This is a genomic window from Luteimonas sp. RIT-PG2_3 (assembly GCF_054902115.1).
Window position 1 is genome coordinate 197,350 of record NZ_JBUBPF010000002.1, and the last position, 23,044, is coordinate 220,393.

At 67.7% G+C, this 23,044-nt stretch carries 18 protein-coding genes; 9 read left to right on the forward strand and 9 right to left on the reverse strand.

Annotated elements, in window-relative coordinates:
- Position 1 precedes the first annotated feature (1 nt).
- From ACYX7E_RS03750 to rpsU, 3 genes are all read right to left on the reverse strand, one after another.
- Positions 2–1,024 carry a YihY/virulence factor BrkB family protein gene (locus ACYX7E_RS03750; RefSeq protein WP_462079218.1) on the reverse strand — a complete coding sequence of 341 codons (1,023 nt, stop codon included), beginning with the start codon at positions 1,022–1,024 and terminating at the stop codon, positions 2–4.
- Between the two features lie 132 nt (positions 1,025–1,156).
- Positions 1,157–1,603 carry a GatB/YqeY domain-containing protein gene (locus ACYX7E_RS03755; RefSeq protein WP_462079219.1) on the reverse strand — a complete coding sequence of 149 codons (447 nt, stop codon included), beginning with the start codon at positions 1,601–1,603 and terminating at the stop codon, positions 1,157–1,159.
- 159 nt (positions 1,604–1,762) lie between these two features.
- A complete protein-coding gene (gene rpsU, locus ACYX7E_RS03760; protein WP_449653993.1) occupies positions 1,763–1,978 on the reverse strand; it encodes a 30S ribosomal protein S21 in 216 nt (71 codons plus the stop codon).
- Between the two features lie 247 nt (positions 1,979–2,225).
- Here rpsU and tsaD point away from each other — a divergent pair, with 247 nt between their 5' ends.
- The 6 genes from tsaD to ACYX7E_RS03790 all read left to right on the forward strand — a co-directional run bounded on the left by tsaD (position 2,226) and on the right by ACYX7E_RS03790 (position 7,201).
- Positions 2,226–3,329 (forward strand): tRNA (adenosine(37)-N6)-threonylcarbamoyltransferase complex transferase subunit TsaD, encoded by a 1,104-nt coding sequence (gene tsaD / locus ACYX7E_RS03765; protein WP_462079220.1) that lies wholly within the window; start codon positions 2,226–2,228, stop codon positions 3,327–3,329.
- Positions 3,330–3,389: 60 nt separating this feature from the next.
- The gene (gene folB, locus ACYX7E_RS03770) at positions 3,390–3,776 is read left to right on the forward strand and encodes a dihydroneopterin aldolase (RefSeq protein ID WP_462079221.1); all 387 of its coding nucleotides are present in this window, start codon (positions 3,390–3,392) and stop codon (positions 3,774–3,776) included.
- The gene (locus tag ACYX7E_RS03775; RefSeq protein WP_462079222.1) at positions 3,776–5,047 is read left to right on the forward strand and encodes a mechanosensitive ion channel family protein; all 1,272 of its coding nucleotides are present in this window, start codon (positions 3,776–3,778) and stop codon (positions 5,045–5,047) included. The genes folB and ACYX7E_RS03775 overlap by 1 nt, the downstream gene beginning before the upstream one ends.
- Positions 5,048–5,051: 4 nt before the next feature.
- On the forward strand, positions 5,052–5,537 hold the full coding sequence (gene folK / locus ACYX7E_RS03780; RefSeq protein WP_462079223.1) for a 2-amino-4-hydroxy-6-hydroxymethyldihydropteridine diphosphokinase: 486 nt from the start codon (positions 5,052–5,054) through the stop codon (positions 5,535–5,537).
- 250 nt (positions 5,538–5,787) lie between these two features.
- The gene (locus ACYX7E_RS03785; protein ID WP_462079224.1) at positions 5,788–6,621 is read left to right on the forward strand and encodes a DUF6159 family protein; all 834 of its coding nucleotides are present in this window, start codon (positions 5,788–5,790) and stop codon (positions 6,619–6,621) included.
- A gap of 214 nt (positions 6,622–6,835) precedes the next feature.
- Positions 6,836–7,201 (forward strand): cupin domain-containing protein, encoded by a 366-nt coding sequence (locus tag ACYX7E_RS03790; protein WP_462079225.1) that lies wholly within the window; start codon positions 6,836–6,838, stop codon positions 7,199–7,201.
- A gap of 192 nt (positions 7,202–7,393) precedes the next feature.
- Here ACYX7E_RS03790 and ACYX7E_RS03795 read toward each other — a convergent pair whose 3' ends face one another.
- Entirely contained in the window at positions 7,394–8,152 is a 759-nt protein-coding gene (locus ACYX7E_RS03795; RefSeq protein WP_462079226.1) for a pteridine reductase, read from the reverse strand.
- Between the two features lie 56 nt (positions 8,153–8,208).
- Between ACYX7E_RS03795 and ACYX7E_RS03800 the strand changes: the two genes are divergently transcribed.
- Entirely contained in the window at positions 8,209–9,390 is a 1,182-nt protein-coding gene (locus tag ACYX7E_RS03800; RefSeq protein ID WP_462079227.1) for a class I SAM-dependent methyltransferase, read from the forward strand.
- 11 nt (positions 9,391–9,401) lie between these two features.
- Positions 9,402–9,809, forward strand: coding sequence for a VanZ family protein (locus tag ACYX7E_RS03805; RefSeq protein ID WP_462079467.1), 408 nt, complete (start codon positions 9,402–9,404; stop codon positions 9,807–9,809).
- Positions 9,810–9,882: 73 nt separating this feature from the next.
- On the opposite strand, the gene ACYX7E_RS03810 is transcribed toward ACYX7E_RS03805, so the two are convergent.
- Both ACYX7E_RS03810 and ACYX7E_RS03815 read right to left on the reverse strand, forming a co-directional pair.
- Entirely contained in the window at positions 9,883–11,982 is a 2,100-nt protein-coding gene (locus ACYX7E_RS03810; protein ID WP_462079228.1) for an N-acetylmuramic acid 6-phosphate etherase family protein, read from the reverse strand.
- Positions 11,983–12,139: 157 nt separating this feature from the next.
- The gene (locus ACYX7E_RS03815) at positions 12,140–14,554 is read right to left on the reverse strand and encodes a beta-N-acetylhexosaminidase (protein ID WP_462079229.1); all 2,415 of its coding nucleotides are present in this window, start codon (positions 14,552–14,554) and stop codon (positions 12,140–12,142) included.
- Between the two features lie 370 nt (positions 14,555–14,924).
- Between ACYX7E_RS03815 and ACYX7E_RS03820 the strand changes: the two genes are divergently transcribed.
- Positions 14,925–16,118: an exo-beta-N-acetylmuramidase NamZ family protein gene (locus tag ACYX7E_RS03820; protein ID WP_462079230.1), complete on the forward strand. Its 1,194-nt coding sequence runs from the start codon at positions 14,925–14,927 to the stop codon at positions 16,116–16,118.
- A 30-nt stretch (positions 16,119–16,148) separates the two neighbouring features.
- On the opposite strand, the gene ACYX7E_RS03825 is transcribed toward ACYX7E_RS03820, so the two are convergent.
- From ACYX7E_RS03825 to ACYX7E_RS03835, 3 genes are all read right to left on the reverse strand, one after another.
- Positions 16,149–18,572 carry a family 20 glycosylhydrolase gene (locus ACYX7E_RS03825; RefSeq protein ID WP_462079231.1) on the reverse strand — a complete coding sequence of 808 codons (2,424 nt, stop codon included), beginning with the start codon at positions 18,570–18,572 and terminating at the stop codon, positions 16,149–16,151.
- A gap of 121 nt (positions 18,573–18,693) precedes the next feature.
- On the reverse strand, positions 18,694–21,540 hold the full coding sequence (locus ACYX7E_RS03830; protein ID WP_462079232.1) for a TonB-dependent receptor: 2,847 nt from the start codon (positions 21,538–21,540) through the stop codon (positions 18,694–18,696).
- A 161-nt stretch (positions 21,541–21,701) separates the two neighbouring features.
- Positions 21,702–22,742, reverse strand: a complete 1,041-nt coding sequence (locus tag ACYX7E_RS03835) for a glucokinase (RefSeq protein ID WP_462079233.1) — start codon at positions 22,740–22,742, stop codon at positions 21,702–21,704.
- Positions 22,743–23,044: the final 302 nt, after the last annotated feature.

A 23,044-nucleotide genomic window follows, 5' to 3' on the forward strand; every position in this document is an offset into this window, starting at 1 on the left:
GTCAGGGGCGGGACGGAGGCGCGGTCCCGCCGTCCCCGGACGGCGGGTGGCGCTGCGGTGAAGGTGGCGGCGATGTCTGCGCCGCACGGTGCGCGGCCTTGCGCGCCTCGATCCGCTCGTCGACGACGGCGGTGACCAGCGCGCCGACGAAGAACACCAGCGCGGCGTAGTACATCCACACCAGCATGATCACCAGCGTGCCCATCGAGCCGTAGGCGCTGCCGGGCGCGGCCTCGGTCAGGTACAGCCCGATCAGCCAGCGGCCGAGTACGAACAGCGCCGTGGTGATCGCACCACCGATCCAGGCCTGCCGCCAGCTGACCCGGCGGTCGGGCAGGTAGTGGTACATCAGCGCGAAGGCCAATACATAGACCAGCAGCGACACGCCATCGCCGGCCACGGTCATCAGCAGCGGCGCGTTTGCGAACAGCAACGACATCAACGTCGACAGCAGCGTCGACACGATGATCAGGAAGCCCAGCGCGAACACCACGCCGAACGAGAACACGCGCTTGCGCAGCCAGACCAGGAGGCCGCCGAGCTGCTGGGCATTGGTATGGAACACCAGGTTCAACGTCGCCTGCAGTCGCGCGAATACCGTGGTGGCGCCGACGAACAGCAGCACCGTGCTCCAGATGCCGGCGAACGAGCCGATGTCCGGGCGCGCGCTGGCGTTGCGCAGTACGGTCTCGGCGACCGCCATCGCTTCGGCGCCAGCCAGGTCGCCGATCTGCGCCAGCAACGAGGCCTGCGCGCTTGGATATAGCGAAGCCGCCAGCCACAGCACCAGCACCAGCAGCGGTGCCAGCGAGACCAGGGCGAAGAACGTCAGCGATGCGGCGTGGGTCAGCAGGTCGACTTCGACGAAGCGCGCGGCCACGGTGCCGGCGAAGCTGCGCTGGAAGCGATCGCCTGCCTGGTCGGCGCGGCGACGCCAGCGGTCGACCTTCCAGCCGTGTTCGGGGCCGCTGGCGGCAGGCGCGGAGGCAGGATCAGCGGGCGCTGACGCGGGTCTGTCTGGCATCGGGGCCATGCGGTGCGTCTCGGAACATGGCCGCCATCGTAGGCACGCCGGTGTCAGCGTGACGTCTGCAAGCGACGGGGGCTGCGGGGATCGTCTGGCCGCGGGTGGCGCGGCCAGGGTATGCCGCTGCGATCAGCCGGCGAGCTGGCGCTTCACCAGCTGCGAGACCAGGCCCATGTCGGCCTTGCCGGCGAGCGCGGGCTTCAGCGCCCCCATCAGCTTGCCGATGTCGGTCGGGCCGGACGCGCCGGTCTGGGCGATCGCGGCATCGATGGCGGCGACGATCTCGGCCTCGCCGAGCTTGGCCGGCAGATAGGCTTCGATGATGACGATCTCGGCGCGCTCGATCGCGGCCAGGTCCTCTCGGCTGGCGGCTTCGAACTGGCTGACCGAATCCTTGCGCTGCTTGACCATCTTCTCCAGCACGGCCAGCACGGCGGCATCGTCGAGCGCGACGCGATCGTCGACTTCGCGGCGCTGGATCTCGGCATTGACCAGGCGGATCACGCCGAGGCGGTGCTTGTCGCCGGACTTCATCGCGGCCTTCATGTCATCGGTGAGTCGCTGTTTCATGGACATGTGCTGCTCCAGCGGAATGAGGAAGTGGGCGCGCGAGGGGCCGTGCGCAAATCGGGAAGCACAAAAAGCCGGCAACGCTTGCGCGTGGCCGGCTTCGGATACTCTTCATTGCCAGATCCGGCCGTGACCGGCCCGATCGTGCGGAAGGATCCGCGAAACTCAGTACAGGCGCTGGCGCTTGGTGACGTCGCGCGAGCTGCGGCGCGACTGGCGCTTCACGGCAGCCGCCGCCTTGCGCTTGCGCTCCTGGGTCGGCTTCTCGTAGAACTCGCGCTTGCGGGTTTCAGCGAGGACACCGGCCTTCTCGCAGGTGCGCTTGAAACGGCGCAGCGCAAACTCGAAGGGCTCGTTTTCGCGGACTTTGACGCTTGGCATGGAATCTCCGGAATCTTTGATGGCCCGGTCCCGTTTAGGGCCAAGGCTTGCGAAAGGACTCGCATCGCACCGGGTTCCGCCCGGCGAGCCGCGTATGATAACGGCACGATGTCGGTCCGCGCAACTTGTCCGGGCCGCGGGCTGGAAGCCTGCTCCGTCCGGCCCCATGTCCGGGGTTCCCCTTGCTGCCGTCCGACCCACGCTCCCGTCCCATGTTCTCTGCCTGATTCCTGCCTGATCCCTGCCCATGCGCGTTCTTGGTATCGAAACCAGCTGTGATGAGACCGGTGTCGCGGTCTATGACACCTCCCTGCCCGGGGCGGCCGGCCTGCGCGCGCATGCGGTCTACAGCCAGATCGAGTTGCATGCCCAGTACGGCGGCGTCGTCCCCGAGCTGGCCAGTCGCGACCATGTGCGCAAGCTGCTGCCGTTGATCCGGCAGACCCTGGACGAGGCCGGCATCGCCGTCGGCGACCTCGATGGCGTGGCCTATACCGCGGGCCCGGGCCTGGTCGGCGCGCTGCTGGTCGGCGCCGGGGTCGCGCGTTCGCTGGCCTGGGCGCTGGACCTGCCGGCGATCGGCGTCCACCACATGGAAGGCCACTTACTGGCCCCGCTGATGGAGGACCCCGACCCCGTCCATGGCGCCCCGGAGCCGCCGTTCGTCGCGCTGCTGGTCTCCGGCGGGCATACCCAACTGGTCGCGGTGGACGCGATCGGCGTCTACCGGCTGCTCGGCGAGACCCTCGACGATGCCGCCGGCGAGGCCTTCGACAAGACCGCCAAGCTGATGGGCCTGCCGTATCCCGGCGGACCGCAACTGGCCCGGCTGGCAGGCGAGGGGACGCCCGGCCGCTTCCGCTTCTCGCGGCCGATGACCGACCGCCCGGGCACGGACTTCAGTTTCAGCGGGCTCAAGACCCAGGTGCTGCTGGCCTGGCGCGATAGCGACCAGAGCGACCAGACCCGCGCCGACATCGCACGCGGCTTCGAGGACGCCGTGGTCGACACGCTGGCGATCAAGTGCGAGCGCGCGCTCGATGCTGCGGGCTGCGACACGCTGATCGTCGCCGGTGGCGTCGGCGCCAACCGGCGGCTGCGCGAACGCCTGCATGCGATGGCGGCCAAGCGCGGCGGCCGCGTCTGCTTCCCGCGCCCGGAGCTGTGTACCGACAACGGCGCGATGATCGCGTTCGCCGGCGCGCTGCGCCTGCAGGCGGGGCAGCATGGCGATGCCTCGGTACACGTCACGCCGCGCTGGGACATGGCGAGCCTGTCGCCGGTGGTGACAGGCCGGGATTCGGGAAGATCCGCCGACCGGTCGTCGAACACCGGGCATCGCGAACCGTAAAAGCGCGGCTTGCTTTTGCGCTTACCATTCCCCCTCTCGATTCCGCAGTCCCGGCCCCCCATGGATAAAGTCTTCATCGAAGGCCTCGAGATCGAGGCGCTGATCGGCATCTACGACTGGGAGCGGCGCATCCGCCAGACCCTGGTGTTCGACCTGGAGATGGCGTTCGACAACCGCATCCCCGCCGCCAGCGACGACATCGCGCTGACGCTGAACTACAAGGCCGTCAGCAAGGCGTTGATCGCCTACGTGTCCGCATCGGATTTCGGCCTCGTGGAAACGCTGGCCGAGCGTTGCGCGGTGCTGGTGATGCGGGAATTCAAGGTCGACTGGTTAAGATTGAAGCTCAGCAAGCCCGGCGCGGTCCGTGGTGCACGTGCGGTGGGAGTGGTCATCGAGCGCAGCCGCAGCGACCTGCCGCTTGCCCCCGGAACCGGAGCGGATTGATGCAGGAACAACTGGAACGGCTGCAGGCGGTGCTTGCGCCTTATCCATGGACGTACACGCTGACGATGCTCAGCGCCTTGTTGCTGGCCGCATGGCTGGCCAATTGGATCACCAAGCGCGTGCTGCTCCGCGGCCTGCGGCGCGTGCTGCAGATGACCCTGCTGGGCGGCCGCGAACACGATCACGTCGTGCAGTTGCGGGTGATCCCGCGGCTGGCCAACGTGGTGCCGGCACTGGTGATCTCGGCCGGCATCGGCGTCGTGCCGGACCTGCCGCCGCAACTGGTCACGGTGGTGCGCGCGCTATGCCAGGCCTTCGTCGTGCTGACCATCGCGTTGTCGGTCTCGCGCCTGCTCGATCTTGCCAATGGCGCCTATGAGCGCCGCCCCGATGCGCGCAACAAGCCGATCAAGGGCTACCTGCAGGTCGCCAAGATCATCATGTTCGTGCTGGTCGGGATCTCGATCGTCGCCACCTTGATCGGCGCGCAGTTCCTGCACATCGTCACCGGCCTGGGCGCGATGACTGCGGTGCTGATGCTGATCTTCCAGGACACCATCTTGTCGCTGGTGGCCAGTGTGCAGATCAGCAACGATGGCCGCGTGCGCATCGGCGACTGGATCGAGATGCCCGGGCAGAATGCCGATGGCGACGTCATCGACATCGCGCTGCACACCGTGACCGTGCAGAACTGGGACCGCACCGTCACCACGATCCCGACCAAGAAACTGATCAGCGATTCGTTCAAGAACTGGCGCAGCATGAGCGAGGGCGGCGGTCGCCGGATCAAGCGCGCGCTGTACATCGACCAGCGCAGCGTGCGTTTCCTCGCGGGCGATGACGTGCAGCGGCTGCATCGTTTCCAGCTGATCGACGGCTACCTCGATGCCAAGCAGCGCGAGCTGCTGGCCTGGAACGCGCGCGTGGCCGAGGCCGGTGCCGACGCGGTCAATACGCGCCGGGTCACCAACCTGGGCACGTTCCGCGCCTACGTCAACCACTACCTGCGCAGCCACCCGGGCATCCACCAGGAGATGACCCTGCTGGTGCGCCAGCTGCAGCCGACCGATGCCGGCCTGCCGCTGGAGATCTATTGCTTCAGCAACGATGTGCGCTGGGCGTTCTACGAGGACATCCAGTCCGACATCTTCGACCATCTGCTGGCGATCCTGCCGGAATTCGACCTGCGGGTGTTCCAGGCCAACAGCGATGCCCCGGTCGACGTGACCCTGCACGATCCGCGCCCCGCGCGCACTCCAACCACGGCCTGAATCCATGCCACGTGCCAGCCTGAGTCTTGGCAGCAATGTCGCGCCCGAGCAGCACCTGCGCGCGGCGATCGCCGCGTTGCGCGCGCGCTTCGGCGACCTGCGGATGTCGCCGGTCTACCGCTTCGCCGCGGTCGGCTACGACGGTCCGGATTTCCTCAACGCCGCGGCGGTCATCGACACCGAGCTGTCGCCGCAGGCGCTCAACGACTGGCTGCACGCGCTCGAAGACCAGCATGGTCGCGACCGCAGCGGACCACGTTATGCCGACCGCACCCTCGACATCGACATCGTGCTGTACGACGACCAGGTCATAGAAGGTCCGGGCAACCTGCGGATACCGCGCGGCGAGCTCAGGCACGCTTTCGTGCTCAAGCCGCTGGCCGACATCGCGCCGGAGCTGCTGCACCCCCTGCACGGGCAGACGCTGGCGGCGCTCTGGCAAGCGCATCCCCAGCACGACGACGTGTTCGACGAGGTGGTACTGGCGTGATCGAGGCGTGGCGTCGCAGGCCGGGTCTCGACCCGGCACACGGCACCCCGAGCCATCTCGAATCACCGACGATCCGCCCACCACATCGCCCGCCGGCTCGAAGCCCGCTCGAAGCCCGGCCTGCGCGTCACGCGTCCATGCGCGATCCCGTCACATCCTCCTCCGCCGCCACGTCGTGTAGGTGACTTCTGTCAATTGCCGGGCGACCGGATTGGCAGCACCATGGCGCCATTCAACGAGGAGACGGGGCATGTTCGAGAAATTCGCGCGCAGTTGGGAACTGGTCAAGGCCAGCGCGGCCGTGCTGCGGTCGGACAAGCACCTGATGCTGTTCCCGGTGATCTCCAGTCTCGCGACCCTGGTCGTGCTGGCGACGTTCCTGATCCCGATGTTCGCGCTGCGGATCTTCGCCGAAGGCTTCGGTGTCGGCGCGGTGGTGTTCGGCTTCCTGTTCTACTTCTTCCAGTACAGCGTCATCATCTTCTTCAACTGCGCGCTGGTCGGCGCCGCGACGATCCGTCTCGAGGGCGGCCGGCCGACACTGTCGGACGGCATCAACGCCGCGAAGTCGCGGCTGCCGGCGATCCTGGGCTATGCCGCGATCGCGGCAACCGTCGGCGTGATCCTGCAGTCGCTGAAGGATCGCGACAACAACGTCCTGGTGCGCCTGCTCGGCAGCGGCCTGGGCGTGGCGTGGACGCTGGCGACCTTCCTGGTGGTGCCGGTGTTGGTCAGCCGCGACATCGGCCCGATCGATGCGCTGAAGGAAAGCGTGCGCCTGCTGAAGCGGACCTGGGGCGAGAACGCGATCGGCACCGTCGGCATCGGCGCCGCGTTCGGCCTGATCACCGCGGTGGTCGCGGTCGTCGGCGTGGGCCTGGCGTTCCTGGCTGCGCAGGTCTCGATCCCGCTGGCGATCGCCGTCGGTGTGGTGTTCGTGCTCGGCCTGCTGCTGATGGCGGTCTACCAGGCGGCGTTGAGCGGCATCTACTCGGCGGCGCTGTACCGTTACGCGATGTCGCACGAGACCCCGGCGGCGTTTCGCGGCACCGACCTCGAGCACGCGTTCGTTCCCAAGGCATGACATCGGCCGGGCCTCGGCCCGGCCGGTCCGATGTCCCGCGAGCACCGTGTCGTCTCGCGCGGTGTCCAGACTCGGGATGCCGATCCACGCGACCGGGCAGGCCACGGTCGATCGATGTGGGGGCAGGGCGCTAAAGTGACCGGTGCGGACGGGTCAAGCCCGTCCGACCCCGCCAACCTCGCAGATCGCGATCCAGCCAAGGCACGCCACGCAGATGACACAGACCGCCATCAACTTCAGCGACAAGCTGGCCCGGTTCTCGGAACACTGGTCGCCGCGCGTGATCGCCGAAATGAACGACTACCAGTTCAAGCTGGTGAAGATCCTGGGCGAATTCGTCTGGCACCAGCATGCCGACACCGATGAAGTCTTCCTGGTCGTCGACGGCGCGATGACCATCGAGTTCCGCGATGGCGCGGTGGCGCTCGCGGCCGGCGAAATGTACGTGGTACCCAAGGGCGTCGAACACCGTCCGGTCGCCGCGCACGAATGCAGCGTGCTGCTGGTCGAACCACGCGGCGTCGTCAACACCGGCGACGCCGGCGGCACCTACACCGCCCCGAACGACGTCTGGGTGTAGGCCGGGTCTCGACCCGGTGAAGGTGTGACACCCAGAGGGCGTGCGGGTGATATCCCGCATGCATGCTCCGGTTGTGTCCGGTGGAGTCGTGGTGGCTCGCGTCATGACGGCGCGCGCCGTCGTGGCTCGCGTCATCGCGGGTCGAGACCCGCCCTACGCCTTGATGCTTGGGGTCGGGTGCGCAGGTCGCGGTTACTCCAGCAGGCGGCCGCCATCGACGCGCAGTACCTGGCCGGTGCTGTAGCGGGCGCTGCGCAACAGCCACAGGACGGCGTCGGCGATGTCGTCGGGTGAGCCGGTGCGCGCCAGCGGCGTGCGTGCGATCAGCTGCTGCTGATGGGCGACCTGTTCAGCGCTGGGCACTTCGGTCGCGACCGATTCCGGCCACAGGATCGCGCCCGGCGCGACCGCGTTGACGCGGACGTCCGGCGCCAGCTCCAGCGCCAGCGCACGCGTGGCCATGATCAGCGCGGCCTTGGCCATGCTGTAGACGGCGTGGTCCTTGAGTGGACGCTCGCCGTGGATGTCGACCAGGTTGACGATGCTGCCCCGGCTGGCCTTGAGGTGCGGCGCGGCCGCCTGGGACAGGAAGAACGGTGCGTGCGCATTGCTGGCGAACAGGTCGTCCCATTGCGCCGGCGTGGCCTGGCCGATCGGGGTGGGATGGAAGGACGAGGCATTGTTGACCAGCGCGTCCAGTCGTCCGAAGCGGCCGATGGTGTGGGCCACCAGTTCGGGCAGGCGGTCGAAGGCGGCCAGGTCCGCCTGCAGCACCAGCGTGCTGCCCGCGCGCGTGGCCTCAAGCCCGGCGGCCAGCGCGTCGATGTCGGCCCGTGAGCTGCGGTAGTGCAGGACCAGGTCGTAGCCCTCGGCATGCAGCCGGCGGGCGATCGCGGCGCCGAGGCGGCGGGCGGCACCGGTGACCAGGGCGACGGGGCGGGGAGCGTTCATGCGGGTCTGCCTGCGAATCTCGTTATCCTGTGCATTGTCGCCATAGTTGCCGCCACATGTCTCTGCCCGAACTTTCCGACGATGCCCGCGCGCACAGTGCGCACCTGGAAGCCCTGATCCGCGAACAGATCCTTGCCGCCGGCGGCAGCGTGCCGTTCTCGCGGTTCATGGAGCTGGCCCTGTATGCGCCTGGCCTGGGCTATTACAGCGCCGGCGCGGCCAAGTTCGGCGCGGCCGGCGATTTCGTCACGGCGCCGGAGCTGGGGTCGCTGTTCGCCGAATGCGTGGCCGAAGCGGTCGCGACCGTGCTGCGCCAGCTGGGCGAGGAGGCGCAGTTCGTCGAGATCGGCGGCGGCACCGGCCGCTTTGCCGAATATGCGATCAAGCAATTGATGGCGATCGATGCGATGCCCGCGCGCTACTGCATCCTCGAGCCCAGCGCCGATCTGCGCGAACGCCAGCGCGAGCATCTGCGCCTGCGGCTCACGCCGCCGGTGTTCGAGCGCGTGGTCTGGCTTGACGGTCCGCTCGCCGAACCCTGGGACGGCGTGGTGTTCGCCAACGAGGTCATCGATGCATTGCCGACGCCGCGTTTCGTCATCGGCGAGGACGAGGTGTTCGAGGAGCACGTCGCGGTCGATGCCGATGGCGCGTTCCGCCGCGTCGATCGCGAGGCCGATGCATTGCTGGTGGCCGCCGTGCGCCACCTGGAGCGCGGGCTCGACGCACCGCTGCCGCCGGGCTACCGCTCCGAGGTCCTGCCGCAGCTGCCGTACTGGGTGCAGGCGGTGATCGGGCCGATGCGCAGGGGCGCGCTGCTGTTCATCGATTATGGCTACCCGCGCCGCGAGTTCTATCACCGGCAGCGCGACGACGGCACGCTGCGCGCGTTCCATCGCCACCAGGTGGTCAACGACGTGCTCGCGCGCGTGGGCCTGCAGGACCTCACGGCGTCGGTGGACTTCACTGCGCTGGCCGAGGCGGGCACGCAGGCCGGTTTCGATTTTTCCGGTTACTGCTCGCAGACCAGTTTCCTGATCGGCAACGCGCTCGAACAACGGCTGGCTGCGCAGGAGGCGCGCGCGGCTGACGAGGCGCAGCGCTATCGCCTGCGTCAGGAGGCCAAGACCCTGACCCTGCCCGGTGCGATGGGCGAGCGTTTCCAGGCGATGGGCTTCGCGCGCGACGTCGAGTTCGGCGCCGCATTCCTGGTCGGCGACCTGAGCTTCCGGCTGTGAGCGGCGCGACGATGGGCGGCTCGCGCTTCGAGCAGGTGCTGAAGCCGCTGCGGCATCCGCGCTTCTGGTGCCTGATGTGGGCGCTGGCGATCGTGGCGGTCATCGTGGTCTCGCTGATGCCGCCGCCGCCGATGCCCGACATCCAGGACAGCGACAAGATCGGCCACTTCCTGGCCTACTTCGTGCTGGCCTCGTGTGCGGTGCAATTGTTCCGCAGCTGGACCGGCCTGCTGGTGGCCGGCCTGGGTCTGGTGCTGCTGGGCGTGGGCATCGAGGTCGCGCAGGGCAACCTGACCGACAACCGCATGCAGGACGTCATGGACGGCCTGGCCAATACGCTCGGCGTGCTGGTCGGCGTGACCACGCGGCTGGCGCCATGGCGCGACCTGCTGCTGCGGCTGGATGGGCGTCGCCCGTAGGAGCGACCATGGTCGCGAATCGGTGTGCATTGAGATTACGTGCCGGGATTGCGGGTCGCGGCCCTAGCCGCTCTTACAGGGGCTTGTCGTAGGTCGCGAGGTAGGCATCCAGGCGCTGTCCGCGCAGCAGTGCGGCGGCCTCGTCCCATGACAGGGCGCGCTGCTCGCGCAGGCTTTCCAGGATCCGCACGATCACCAGTTCGACTTCCGGGCTGCTGGTCAGCGTGGGATCGTTGCGGCGGCTATCGATGACGTCGAACAGCACGGCATTGGCCTCGGCGTAGTCCAGTGGCGGCGTGTCGCCGTGGCGGCTGCGCCAGACCTCGCTGGCGAGCACGGCGTTGACGTGCGACTGGATCAGGTAGGTCGCGCGCCCGATCAGCTTCAGGTTGCCCGGCTGCACGGCGGTCATCGTGTTGCCGACCACGCGCCCGAGCTTGGCCATGATGCCGGTGGAGTGCGCGTTGAGCAGCATCTTCAGCGCGATGATCTGGTTGAGTTCGAGCGCGTCGCGTTGCGGCACGACCACCGAGATGCGCTGCGCCTGGGGTGCCAGCGACTGCAGCGGCTGCGCGCCGGCCGGTGTGGCATCGGCCGAGACCTGGATGATGCTGACCGGGGCCTGGGCGGTGTCGAAGGCCGACAGCCAGTCGCCGACGGCGGCCGCGGGCATTTCGTCACCGAGCAGGATCAGCGCGCCATGGTCGCCGGTCGCGGGGCCGCGCTGTTCGCGGTTGCGCGTCGAGAACGACAGGTCGTACAGCGTCTGCTGGCGGTCGCCGGCCAGCGCGAGGCTGTTCAGGGCCGACGTGCGCAGGTAGGGATCCTCGATCTGTTCGCGGAAGGGCGCTTCGTAACGTGCCGGGTCGAGTCCATGGAACGGCCGGTGCAGCAAGGCCTGCCAGGCGTCGGCGGCGTTGGCGGTCGGCGTCCAGACCTGGATCCATGACCGGCGTTCGGCGGCATCCACGGTATCCAGCGGCGCGAGCCGGAAGGTCGGCGCGCGTTCGGTGACGTCGACGAACACTGGCATCAACGCGCGCTGCGTCAGGTAGGTGGCATGGCGACCGGCCGCATAGGCAGCTGCTTCGCGATCCGTCCATGCCGCCAGGGCCGGCGCGCTGGCGGCGACGGTGGTCTGGATCTGCGCGAAGTCGCGCAGCCGCGAAGCGATCGTCGCATCGGCGGAGAAGCCCAGCGCTTGCAGCGCATCGGCATCCAGCACCGGCCGCAGCAGCTTGTGGATCGCGTCCTCCAGCACCACGCCCAGCGCGTACAGGCTGGTCGTGGTCGCCTGCATCCGCGTCGATCCGGTGATCGACTGAGGGCCGGTGGCCAGGTTGACCGCGGTGATGTCGGCATGTTCGATCGCGCTGCGGCTGCGATGGAACGGCAGCAGCACCGCATCGGGATTGTTGTAGACGAACCAGGTCTGCTGCGGCTTGCCAGGATTGAGTGCGGCGGCCGCCAGCGCGGTGCCGATCACCGCCGAGGTCTCGCCACCTTCGGTGACTGCGAATACCACGTCGCCGGTATCGATGCCGTTGTCCTGCAGTTGCAGGCGTCCGATCAGCTGCAGGTCCTCGAAGCCTTCGAGCGAGCTGATCAGGGCGCGGTCGCCGCCGGTGATCTCGCCGCGCACGCGCTCGCCGATGCCCGGCAATGCGGCGGCGATGCGCGGCCACGACGGGCTGCGTTCGGCGCGTTGCCAGAACGGTCGCCACAGCCCGCTCTCCAGGGTCTCGGCCAGGCGGCCGGTCGAGCCGGTGCCGTAGAAATAGATGCGATGTCCGGCGCGCAGCGCGTCCTGGATCGCCAGCGATGCGTCCTCCAGCTGGCGCAGGCGCGCGGGATCGCCGGCCACGGCGTCCATCGTGGCGGCGACATCGCGATCGACCGAGAACAGCGCTTCCAGCCCGGCCGTGGTATCAGCCGAGATGCGCCGGCTCAGGTCCATCGTGCGCGGATGGCGCTGCTCGGTCAGCAGCGTATGCAGCTGGAACTGCTGCTTATGCTCCAGGTAGTCGATCGACTGCGCGGACGGTTCGATCCCGAGCAGCCGGGTCACCGGGCCACGCGTCGCGGCGCCTGCACTATGCATCGCCAGCGCGCCCGCCATCAGTGCGCCCGCCATCTGCGCCATCGGGGATCGGAAGATCGGCTTGTTCGACATCGAGGTTCATTCCTTGTGGATCAGACAACGGAAGCGGAAGCGCAGACAAGGACAGGCGCGCGAGCAGGAACAGGGGCGCGAGTAGACACAGGCCCAGGTGCGCTGATTGAGAAGACCACGCAGATGAGAGTGCGCCGCGACGATGCGAGCGGGCCGCTCATCGCGGCGCCGCAGGCAGCAGGGTGATGCGGTCGAGCACCCACATCGTCGGCCGGGTATCGCCGCTGAAGCGGATGCACAGGTCCTGCGGCGCATGCGGCGTGCCCGGCGCGACCTGCGCCTGCACGGTGATGAAGCCATCGGCATCGGGCGCTGCCGGCAGCGGTGCGCTGGCGAGCACCGGGCCCTCGCAGCCGCCGCTGCGGATGTCGAGTTCGCCATGCGCGGTGGTCGCCGGCAGGTAGCGGCGCTGGCTGTCCTCGGCGCCGAGCTGGAACATATACGGCAGGCGCCCTGCGCGCACGCGGATCGCGTCGATGCCCTGCAGCGGCGCCGACGGCCAGGTCCAGCACAGGGCGAAGATCGGCACATTGAACAGCGCACGCGGGCCGTTGTCGGGTCCGTCGTCCTCCATGCGCAGCACCGGGCCGGTGTTGCCCGGGCACAGCGCCAGCTGCTCGTCGCTGCGCGTCAGCAGGCTGGCGGCATCGATGCGGAAGGTGTCGATCGCTGCCAGCGGACGCCCATGCGAGAACGCCCGTGCTCGCAGCGTCGCAGGCAGCGCGATGTCCAGGGGCTGGCGGTACTGCGACGCGTCGGGCGCGGGATCACTGCCATCGAGCGTGTAGTGCACGGGATAGCCGAGCGCGTTCGACAGCGCGACGCGCGCGCCGGGTGTCGGCGCGGTATTGCGGCTGGTCGAGTCAGGCATGACCTGATCGGGCGGGACTTCTTCGAGCATGACTTCGAAGGGCGTCTGCGCGTAGCCGATGCCGAGCGCGCGATAGCGCTGCAGTTGCGCCGGCAGGCGTGCGATGAAATCGTCGAAGTGCTTGTTCGCCGCGGGCGTCCAGCCGGTTTCGGCCACCGCGGCCAGGCGCGGGAAGGTGTTGTGCTCGACGCCTGCGAACGTGCGCGTGTCGCCGGTCCACATGTTGGCCTGCAGGCCGAGGATGTGCCCGCGCTGTCCGGGCTCCAGCGCGGCCGGCACCGGCTCGAACGCGTAGAACGTCTGCAGGGTGTTGGTCTTCGGGCGACCGGCCGGTTCGTTCGGCGACGAGGTCTGCAGGTAGTCGAGATAGAGGTCGGTGGTCGGCGACATCACCACGTCGTGGCCCTGGCGCGCGGCTTCGATGCCGCCTTCGGTACCCCGCCACGACATCACCGTCGCGGCCGGCGGCAGGCCGCCTTCGAGGATCTCGTCCCAGCCGATCAGCTGGCGGCCCTTGCCGGTCAGGAAGCGGTCGAGCCGGCGGATGAACCAGCTCTGCAGGGCGGCTTCGTCGGCCAGTCCGAGCTCGCGCATGCGTTGCTGCACGCGGGGCGAGGCCTTCCATTGGTCCTTGACGGCTTCGTCGCCGCCGACATGGATGTAGCGCCCGGGAAACAGGTCGACGACTTCGTCGAAGACATGCTCGAGGAACACCAGCGTGTCTTCCTCGACATTGAACAGGTTGCTGTGGATGCCGCGCTCGCTGGAGACCGGCAATTGCGCGCCGGTGACGCCGAGTTCGGGATAGGCGGCGATCGCGGCGGTGGCATGGCCGGGCACGTCGATCTCGGGCACGACGGTGATGTGGCGTTGCGCGGCATAGGCGACCACGTCGCGGATCTGCGCCTGGGTGTACCAGCCGCAGTAGCGGCGCGGTGTGCCGGTCGCGGCGTCGATGCCGGCATCGCCGACTGGAATGCGGCAACCGCCGACCTCGGTCAGCTTGGGATAGCGCTTGATCTCGACGCGCCAGCCCTGGTCGTCGGTCAGGTGCCAATGGAAGACATTGAGCTTGTGCAGCGACAGCGCATCGATGATGCCCTTGATCTCGTCGACGCTGTGGAAGTGGCGCGCGGAGTCGAGCATGTAGCCGCGCCAGCGGAAACGGGGTGCGTCGTCGATGCGCAGGACGGGCAGTCGCGCGGGCGATGTCGCTGCATCGTCGGCGGTCAACAACTGCCACAGCGTGACCGCGCCGTAGAACAGGCCGGCGGCATCGCCGGCGCGCAGGTCGACGCCCTCGGGTCCGATGCGCAGGCGGTAGCTTTCGGCCGCATCGCCGGACAGCGCGGGATCGAGCGTCAGGTCGATGCCCGGCGCGGATGGGCGGAATGCGGATGGGCCGGGCACAGCGTCATCTGCCGCCGTCTCCAATTGCAGGTGCAGGCCGCGCGTCCGCGCGAGCAGATCGGCGAACTGGGCCGCGGCGACGGCGGCGCCCTCGCCATGCGCGCGCAACGGTGTGGTGGCGTCGATGCTGACGTGGCCCTGCCCGTACTGCAGCGATGCCGGTGCGGGAATCAGCGACAGCGGTGTCTGCGCATCCGCCGCCTTGCGCGCCTGCGTGTCCTTGGTCTGCATGTCCGTGACGGGCACGGCCTGCACGGTGTTGCAGGCGATCAGGACCAGGCCCGTCGCCATCGACGCGAACAGCGATCGCAATGAATGCGCAGAGAGCGGCGACGGCGTGCATCGGCGCGACGCGCGGCCGGCGACGGATACGGATTGGGTCGGCATCGACTCCCCCGGGGATGCGGATACACTTGATATACAGGCAGCCGCCATCGAGATCAAACCCGCAGATCGCGCGGATGACCATCGTTGCGGCAATGCGTCGGCACCAGGGCGGGAGAGTGCAATGCAGCATGGCAAGGCGGACACGGTGCCGGGACATCAGCGGTCATTCCCTGGCCTGCACGGGACATCGGCCTCTGCACGCGGATCGGCATGGCCGCGGGCACGGATCCGGCGCTGGGCGCTGACGCTGTGCATGGCCTGCCTGCTGTTACCCTTGTCCGCGCAGGCAGGCGATGTCGCGGCCGGCACCGACGGCAGCGATCGTTTGAAGACAGGGCTCGACGTGCTGCTCGACGACGGCGCGCGCCTGTTGCACGGTAAGCGCGTCGGCCTGATCACCAACATGACCGGCGTCGATCGCGAACTGCGCAGTACCGTCGATCTGCTGGCGAACCATCCCGATGTGCACCTGGTCGCGCTGTTCGGCCCCGAGCACGGCGTGCGCGGCAACGTGCAGGCGGGCGATCACGTCGACGACAGCCGCGATGCCGCCACCGGACTGCCGGTGCACAGCCTGTATGGCGGGCATCGCGAACCGACGCCCGAGATGCTTCGCGATATCGATGTGCTGGTGTTCGACATCCAGGATGTCGGCGCGCGCTTCTATACCTATCCGTACACGCTGGCCTACGCGCTCCAGGCCGCGAAGCGCGCAGGCATCGCGGTCGTGGTGCTGGACCGGCCGAATCCGATTGGCGGCGTGCTCGTCGAAGGCCCGGTGCTGGAACCGGCGCAGGCATCGTTTGTCGGCCTATATCCGATCCCCGTCCGGCATGGCATGACCATCGGCGAACTCGCGGGCCTGTTCAATACCGGGTTCGGTATCGGTGCGAGGCTGCAGGTGGTGCGCATGCAGGGCTGGCGTCGCGATGCCGCCGAACCCGGCGCTGCCCTGCCGTGGGTGCCGCCGTCGCCGAACATGCCCACGCCCGACACCGCGCTGGTGTATCCGGGCACGGCGCTGCTGGAAGGCACCAACCTGTCCGAGGGGCGCGGCACCACGCGGCCGTTCGAGATCGTGGGCGCGCCGTGGATCGATGCGACGGCGCTGGCCGCGCGGATGAACGCGCTGGGCCTGCCCGGCGTGCGCTTTCGTCCGACCTGGTTCACACCGTCGTTCTCCAAGCATGCGGGCGTGGCTTGCGCCGGTGTGCAACTGCATGTCAGCGACCGTGCTGCGTTCCGTCCGGTCCGCACCGGCGTCGCGCTGGTCGCCACGCTGCAGGCGATGTATCCCGAGGCGTTCCGCTTCGAGCCGGTCGAGACGCCGTTCTTCGACAAGCTCGCCGGCAACGACTGGATCCGCCAGGCGTTGCAGGTGGGCCGTCCTTGGCCCGAGATCGAAGCGCGTTGGCAGCCTGAGCTGGTGGAGTTCGAACAGTTGCGCAGGCGCTATCTGTTGTATTGATTCATCGCAAGCGGATCGCGATTGTCAATCTCAGCGGTTGCGCGGCTCCAGCGTCACCCGGTCAAGAACCCACATCGCTGGCCGCGTGTCGCCGGTGAACGTGAAGCACAGGTCGGTCTTGCCGCCACTGTTCGCCGGCAACGGGGCGTCCAGCGTGATGAAGCCATCGGCGTCGGTGGCGGCCGGCAGCGGCAGCGTCGCGACGGTGGGCCCGGTGCAACTGCCCGTCTGCACCAGCAGTTCGCCATGCGTGCTGCGCGCAGGCAGGAAGCGGCGATTGGGTTCGTCGTGCGCGAGCTGGAAGTAGTACGGCATCCGGCCGGCGCGGATCTTCAGCCCGGTGATGCCGTCCAGGTCGGCCTGCGGCCACGACCAGCAGGGATAGAAGATCGTCACGTTGAAGATCGCGCGCTCGCCCTCCAGCGGGCCGTCGTCCTCGAGTCGCAGCAGCAGCCGGCCGGTGTCGGGGCAGGTCGCGAACTGCGCGTTGTGGCGTGTCAGCAGGCGATCGGCGTTGAAGACATGATGGGTCGCGGGCACCAGCGGGGCGCCGTCGAAGAACGCGGCCGCGTTGACCTTTGCCGGCAGCGGCAACTGCAGGGGCTGCGTGTACTGCGGCGACGTTGCCAGCGGCTCGCTGCCATCGGTGGTGTAGTGCACCGCATAGCCCAGCGGATTGCGCAGCGTGACTGCGACCGTGCCGGCCTTGCGGTCGTCGATCGCGTCGGCGATGACCTCGAACGGCGTCTGCGCGAAGGCGATGCCGGTCGCGGTGTAGCGGTGCAACTGTGCCGGCAGGCGGGTCAGGAAGTCGGCGTAATTGCGCTTCGCCGTCGGTGACCAGCCGGTTTCGGCCAGGGCGGCAAGGCGCGGGAACATGTGGTGCTGCAGGCGCGCGAACGTGCGCGTGTGCTCGGTCCACAGGTTGGCCTGCACGCCGAGGATATGCCCGCGCTGCGAAGCTTCCAGTTCAGCCGGCACCGGCTCGAAGCCGTAGAGCTTCTCCAGCGAGACCATCGCCGGGCGGCCGGGCGGCTCGTTCGGCGAGTCGGTCTGCAGGTAATCCAGGTACAGGTGCGATGACGGGCTCATCACCACGTCATGGCCCTGGCGCGCGGCGGTGAGGCCGCCTTCGGTGCCGCGCCACGACATCACCGTGGCCGACGCCGGGAGTTCCGCTTCGAGGATCTCGTCCCAGCCGATCAGGCGACGGTCGTGGCTGGCGAGGAACTTCTCCAGCCGCGTGACCAGCAGGCCCTGCAGGTCCATCTCGGTCTTCGCGCCGCGCTCGCGCATGCGCTGCTGCACGCGGGCCGAGGCTTCCCACTGGTCCTTGACCGCCTCGTCGCCACCGATGTGCACGTAGCGGCCGGGGAACAGCTCGACGATTTCCGCCAGCACGTTCTCCAGGAACACGGCGGTATCGTCCTCGGCATTGAACAGGTTCGGGAACACGCCCCACTCGTTGGACGGCACCAGCGGCGTGTCGATCGTGCCCAGCTCCGGATAGGCCGCGATCGCCGCGGTGGCGTGGCCGGGGACGTCGAACTCGGGGACGATGCTGATGTGCAGCGCGGCGGCATGCGCGACCACGTCGCGGATCTGCGCCTGGGTATAGAAGCCGCAGTACGGCACCGGCTTGCCGGTGGCGGGATCGACGCCGCCATCGCCGGCCGGGATCCGGCAGCCGCCGATCCCGGTCAGCCTGGGATAGCGCTTGATCTCGACGCGCCAGCCCTGGTCGTCGGTCAGGTGCCAATGGAAGACGTTGAGCTTGTGCAGCGCCATCGTGTCGAGCAGTTGCTTGATCTCCTCGACGCTCTGGAAATGACGCGCGGAATCGAGCATGAAGCCGCGCCAGCCGAAACGCGGCGCGTCGTCGATTTTCAGTGCCGGCAGCTGCACCACGGCGCCGTCGGCCTGCGACAGCAGTTGCCACAGCGTCACCGCGCCGTAGAACAGCCCGCGCTCATCGGACGCGCGCACATCGACGCCCGTCGGCGTGATGTCGAGCGTATAGCCTTCCGGCGAGGCCGCCGCCTGCGGATCGATCCGGAAGCGGATGCCGTCAGCATCGCTGCCATCACCGGCGATGTCCAGGTGCAGGTCGTTGGAGACCGCGACGAACTCGATGAACTGCCCGGCCACGCGACGCGCGACCTCGTCGCCCGCCCGCACGCGCGTGCGGGCATCGACGGTGAAGTGTCCGTCCAGCGTCTGCAACGAGGCCGGCGCCGGAATCAGGGCCGGCTTCCCGACCACGACCGGCGGTGTCGACGCCGCGCTACACGCGGCCAGGAGCAGCGGCAGCAACATCGCGACCAGCGCGAGGCGGCCCTTGGACAACAGCTCGCCGGAGCGCAGTGCATCCGGCAGCAGGCGACGCGAGCGCGCTGCGGCATCCGCGCGTGCCGATGCGGCGTGGGCCGGAGAGATCGTGTGGTGGTGAGGCATCGCGGTCTTCCTTCTGGTCATGCGGTCATGTCAGCGGCCGCAACGGGCCGCTTGCAAAAAAATCGGGCCCGGACGAATCCAGGCCCGTGGAGGCAACCGGCAATGGTTGCAACGGAAGCAGTTAGAACTGGAAGCGTACCGAGGCCATGTAGCGACGTCCGGTCCGGTACAGGCCGCGCACCAGCTTCTCGGTGTTGGCGATGCCTGGCACCTCGGCGTAGGTGTAGTACTCCGAGTCGAGCAGGTTCATGCCGTCCAGTGAGATGCTGAGGTTGTCGCTGATCTTGAAGTTCAGGTTCGCATCCAGCGAATCGTAGTCATCGGTGACCAGGTAGTTGCCGCGATCGACCTGGGTGTAGTACTTCGAACGCCAGGAATAGGTGACCCGGGCGCTGAAGCGATCGTTCTCGAAGAACGGGCTCAGGTTGTACTGGTTCTCCGAGGTCCACGGCATCGGGTCGCCGGTGCTGGCCTGCGCATCGGAGTAGGTGTAGTTCGCCAGTACGCCGAATCCGGCACCGAAGGTCTGCTGGTAGTTCAACGACACGCCCTTGATCTTCGCTTCGCCGGCGTTGTCCGGGCGCGAGACCGTGAACTGCGATGGCTGGCCGGTGGATTCGTTGAAATGGGTTTCGGTGCGGGTGGTGACCAGGATGTAGTTGCCGACGTCCTTGTGGAACAAGGTCGCCGCCAGGATGCCGTTCTCGCTGAAGTACCACTCGGCAGAGAAGTCCAGGTTGGTCGAACGATACGGATCGACCTCGGGATTGCCGCCACCGCCGGTCAGCGTTTGCGGGCCCAGCCACAGGAAGTTGGACATGTCGCCGTAGTTCGGTCGCGAAATCACCTTGGCTGCGGAGAAGCGCAGTACCAGGTTGTTGCTGAAGTCATAGGCGACGTTGAGGTTGGGCAGGAAGTCGTTGTACTTCTTCTTGACGCTGATCAGGTCGTAGGTATGGACGCCGTTGTTGCCGGCTCCCAGCGTGGTGCAGTCCGCGCTGACCGTGCACTGCCAGCCCAGGCTCTCGGACTCGGTCTGCACGTAGCGGAAGCCGACGTTTCCGCGGAAGCCGTTCCAGCTGTAGTCGGCCTGCACGTAGGCAGCGTTGATGTCCTCGGTGACGGTCCAGGTGTTGGAGACGAAGTCACGCGAGATGAAGGTATCCGGGACCGGCATCGTCTGCCATGGCGCCAGCCAGTTGCCGCTGAGGATGTAGTCGGCCAGTGCCCAGCCATCGATGGTGAAGCGGTTGGACAGGTCGCCGGTGTTGCCGAAGCCTCCCAGGTAGTTGCCGGGCAACGGACGCGGGCTGAACATGTCCGCAGTGGCATCGCCATAGCCTTGCACCGCCGCGAGGGCGACACCGGACATCGTCTGCGAGGTTTCGTGCTCGCGGCGCTTCAGACCGAAGCGCACCTGGTACACCGGCGAGTCCAGGCGGATGCCGAAGTCCACCTGGCCGTAGGTTTCCTCGTCGCGGGTCGGCTTGGTGACGATGTTGCCGCCCCAGCCGGGGGCCCAATTGTCCTGGGCTGGCGGGTTGGTGTGCCACGGACTGGCGTAGCCACCATCGACGCGATAGGCCGACGGGTTGGTGAACGGATTGGCGCCGTTGAAGTCGAGCCGGGGTGTGCCGCTGATGTCGTAGGTGTAGTCGGCCCAGTTGAGGAACTCGCCGAAGACCTGGCGGCCGGTGCCGCCGGTGGCCTTGGTGGTGCCCAGATGGGTCGATGCGAACCAGCGTTCGTCGTTCCAGGTGGCCTTGAGGTCGTAGGAGTCGGTGTCGACCGTGGCCTGGCGGTTGATCAGGTCGTAGACCGTCAAGGCATTGGCGAACGTCGCACTGGTGATGACGCCACCGTCGACGGTCAGGTCGGTCAGGCGTCCCAGGGCGTTGTAGGCGTTGCCGTTGAAGGCGAACATCGAATGGCTGATGTTGTCGTAGTTGGCCTTGACGTTGAGCGCGTTGAACTCGATGTCCAGCTTGTCGTTGGGCTTGAACTGCAATGCCAGCGACATCGTGTCGCGCTTGCGCTGCTGTTCGAAATAATGCGCGCTGACCGAGTTGGGACCGACCGCGTCGAGGTTGGCCAGCAGCGTGGTCTCGCAGGTGCCGGTGCAGGTGCCGGGAAAACGCTGCCATTCACCATTCTCGTCGGCCGGCAGCGACCAGTCGATCGGGGTGTTATAGACCGAGCCACCGCCGCCATCGCGGCCATAGGCGTAGTCGCGGCCAGTCACGGTGCCGTAGGATTCCACGCCATCGCGGCGGATGCCTTCGTTGGAGCGCTGCGCTGAGAGGATGAAGCCGAAGTTCTCGTTCTGGTTCTTCCAGCCGAACAGTGCCGAGACCTGCGGCTCGCCGCTTTCTATGCGGTCGTTGTACAGGTATCCGACCTGGCCCGAGATCGTGGTGCCCTGCAGCTCCAGTGGCTTGCGCGTGGTGACGATGACCGTGCCGCCGATCGAGCCTTCGTCGATGTGTGCCTCGGGCGACTTGTAGACCTCGACCTTGCCGACCAGTTGCGGCGCGAGCAGCGAGTAGTTGAAGGTGCGCCCGGGCTGGTCGGTGATGAACCAGTCGGCCGACGCCACCGTCTGGCCGTTGAGCAGGGTGCGATTGAGCGCGGGGTCCGTGCCCAGGATGCTGATCTTCTCGCCCTGGCCGAAGGCCTTGTCGATGGTCACGCCCGGCAGGGTCGAGATCGCTTCGGCCACGTTGGTGGACGGGAACTTGCCGACGTCCTCGGCGGTGACGACGTCGATGATCGCATCCGAATTGCGCTTGGTCTCGATGGCCTGCTGCAGGCTGCCGCGGATGCCCTTGACGATGACGCGGTCGAGTTCTGCAGGCTCGCTGCTGCTGGCCGACTGGCCCTGTGTCTGCGCGTCCTGGGCATGCACGTGCGCGGCGAAACCGAGGCACAGCGTGATCGCGGCGGACAGCGTGGATTTACGGTAGGTCATGTGATTCTCTCCATCACTGTTCTTGGGTAGCGGTGGCGATCCCGGGGTTGTCCGCGGGTACGCACCGAGCCTTGGTTGGATGCGGCAGGCCGCCCGAAGGGTGGTTGGCCGTGTGCCGTACAGCGGTCATCAATCGGCGATCCTTCGCCTGGTTGCTTGTTCTATTCCGACGTCTTGTGCGACGCGTCCTCACGCCTGGTCAGGTACCAGTTGGCCGCTCCCATCACGCCCAACTGCCCGTGCTCGACCAGCGTCACGGGAATACGCTCGAGTACCGCTCGCATCGGTCCCTTGTTGAGGAACCGTTCGACAAAACTGCTTTGCAGCAGGAATTCACGCAGCTGCGGCAGGATGCCGCCCGCGAGGTAGATACCGCCGTGGGCGCCGTACAGCAGCGCCATGTCGCCGACGGTGCTGCCGAGCAGCCCGCAGAAGATCTCCAGCGTGCGGCGCGCCAGCGGATCGCTGCCGTCGATGGCGGCCGCCGTCACCGCGCTCGGCGCGTCGTAACGGTTGGCGACGCCTTCGATCGCGCACAGCGCCTGGTGCAGGTTCATCAGGCCGGGGCCGGACAGTGCGTACTCGTTGGGCACGTGGCTGCGGCCGCGCAGGAACTCCTGCAGCACGCGCGCTTCGATCGCGTTGCCGGTGGTCAGCGCGGCCTGGCCGGCTTCGGTCGGCAGCACGATCGCGTGCGGGTGCGCCGGGATGCGCACGGCGGCGCCCAGGCCGGTGCCGGGACCGATGACCAGCACCGGACCGTCCGGCGCGGTCGCCGGACCGGTCAGGCGCAGCACGGCGTTGCCGGCGAAGTCGGTGGCATGGGCGACCGCTTCGAAGTCGTTGACCAGGCGCAGGTCGGCGATGCCCAGGCGCTGGCGCAGCTGCGGCAGCGAGATCGTCCACGGCAAGTTGCGCGAGATCAGAGTGCCGTCGTCGAGCGCATGCCCGGCACTGGCGATCGCGGCGGCCTGCACGGGCATGCCATCCAGGCTTGCGATGAAGTCGGCCAGGATCTCGTCGAGTCCGCTGTAGTCGGCGCAGATGTACTTGCGATAGCCGTGGATCGATAGCGGCGCGTTGGCGGCGTCGCGCGTGACCAGGCCGATCCGCACATGGGTACCGCCCACGTCGGCCGCGATCAGGCGCGTGGCCGCGGGGTCGAGGAGCAGGGACGGCAGTGGGTGGGCGATCGCGGCCACGAAGACTCCGGAAGGACGGTTTGGCATCGCCGGTGACCCGACGTTGCGCCGAGTGTGGAAATATCATGACAACGATGTCAAGCATTCCTATGAAAGAACTTTGCCGATCGTGTCCAACGCTCGCATCGGTGTCACCAATACGTCATATGACCCCGTATTGCGTCCAAGAATGGCGTCATTAGGGGGTTTCCGCCCTGATCTGCTTGGTTGTCCTGCGCCATCCATGCTGCGCTGCAAAAGACTATCGGCATCGGAACCGCCCGAAAGTTTGCCGATGCCGTGGTATTCGTCCGCGAAATATG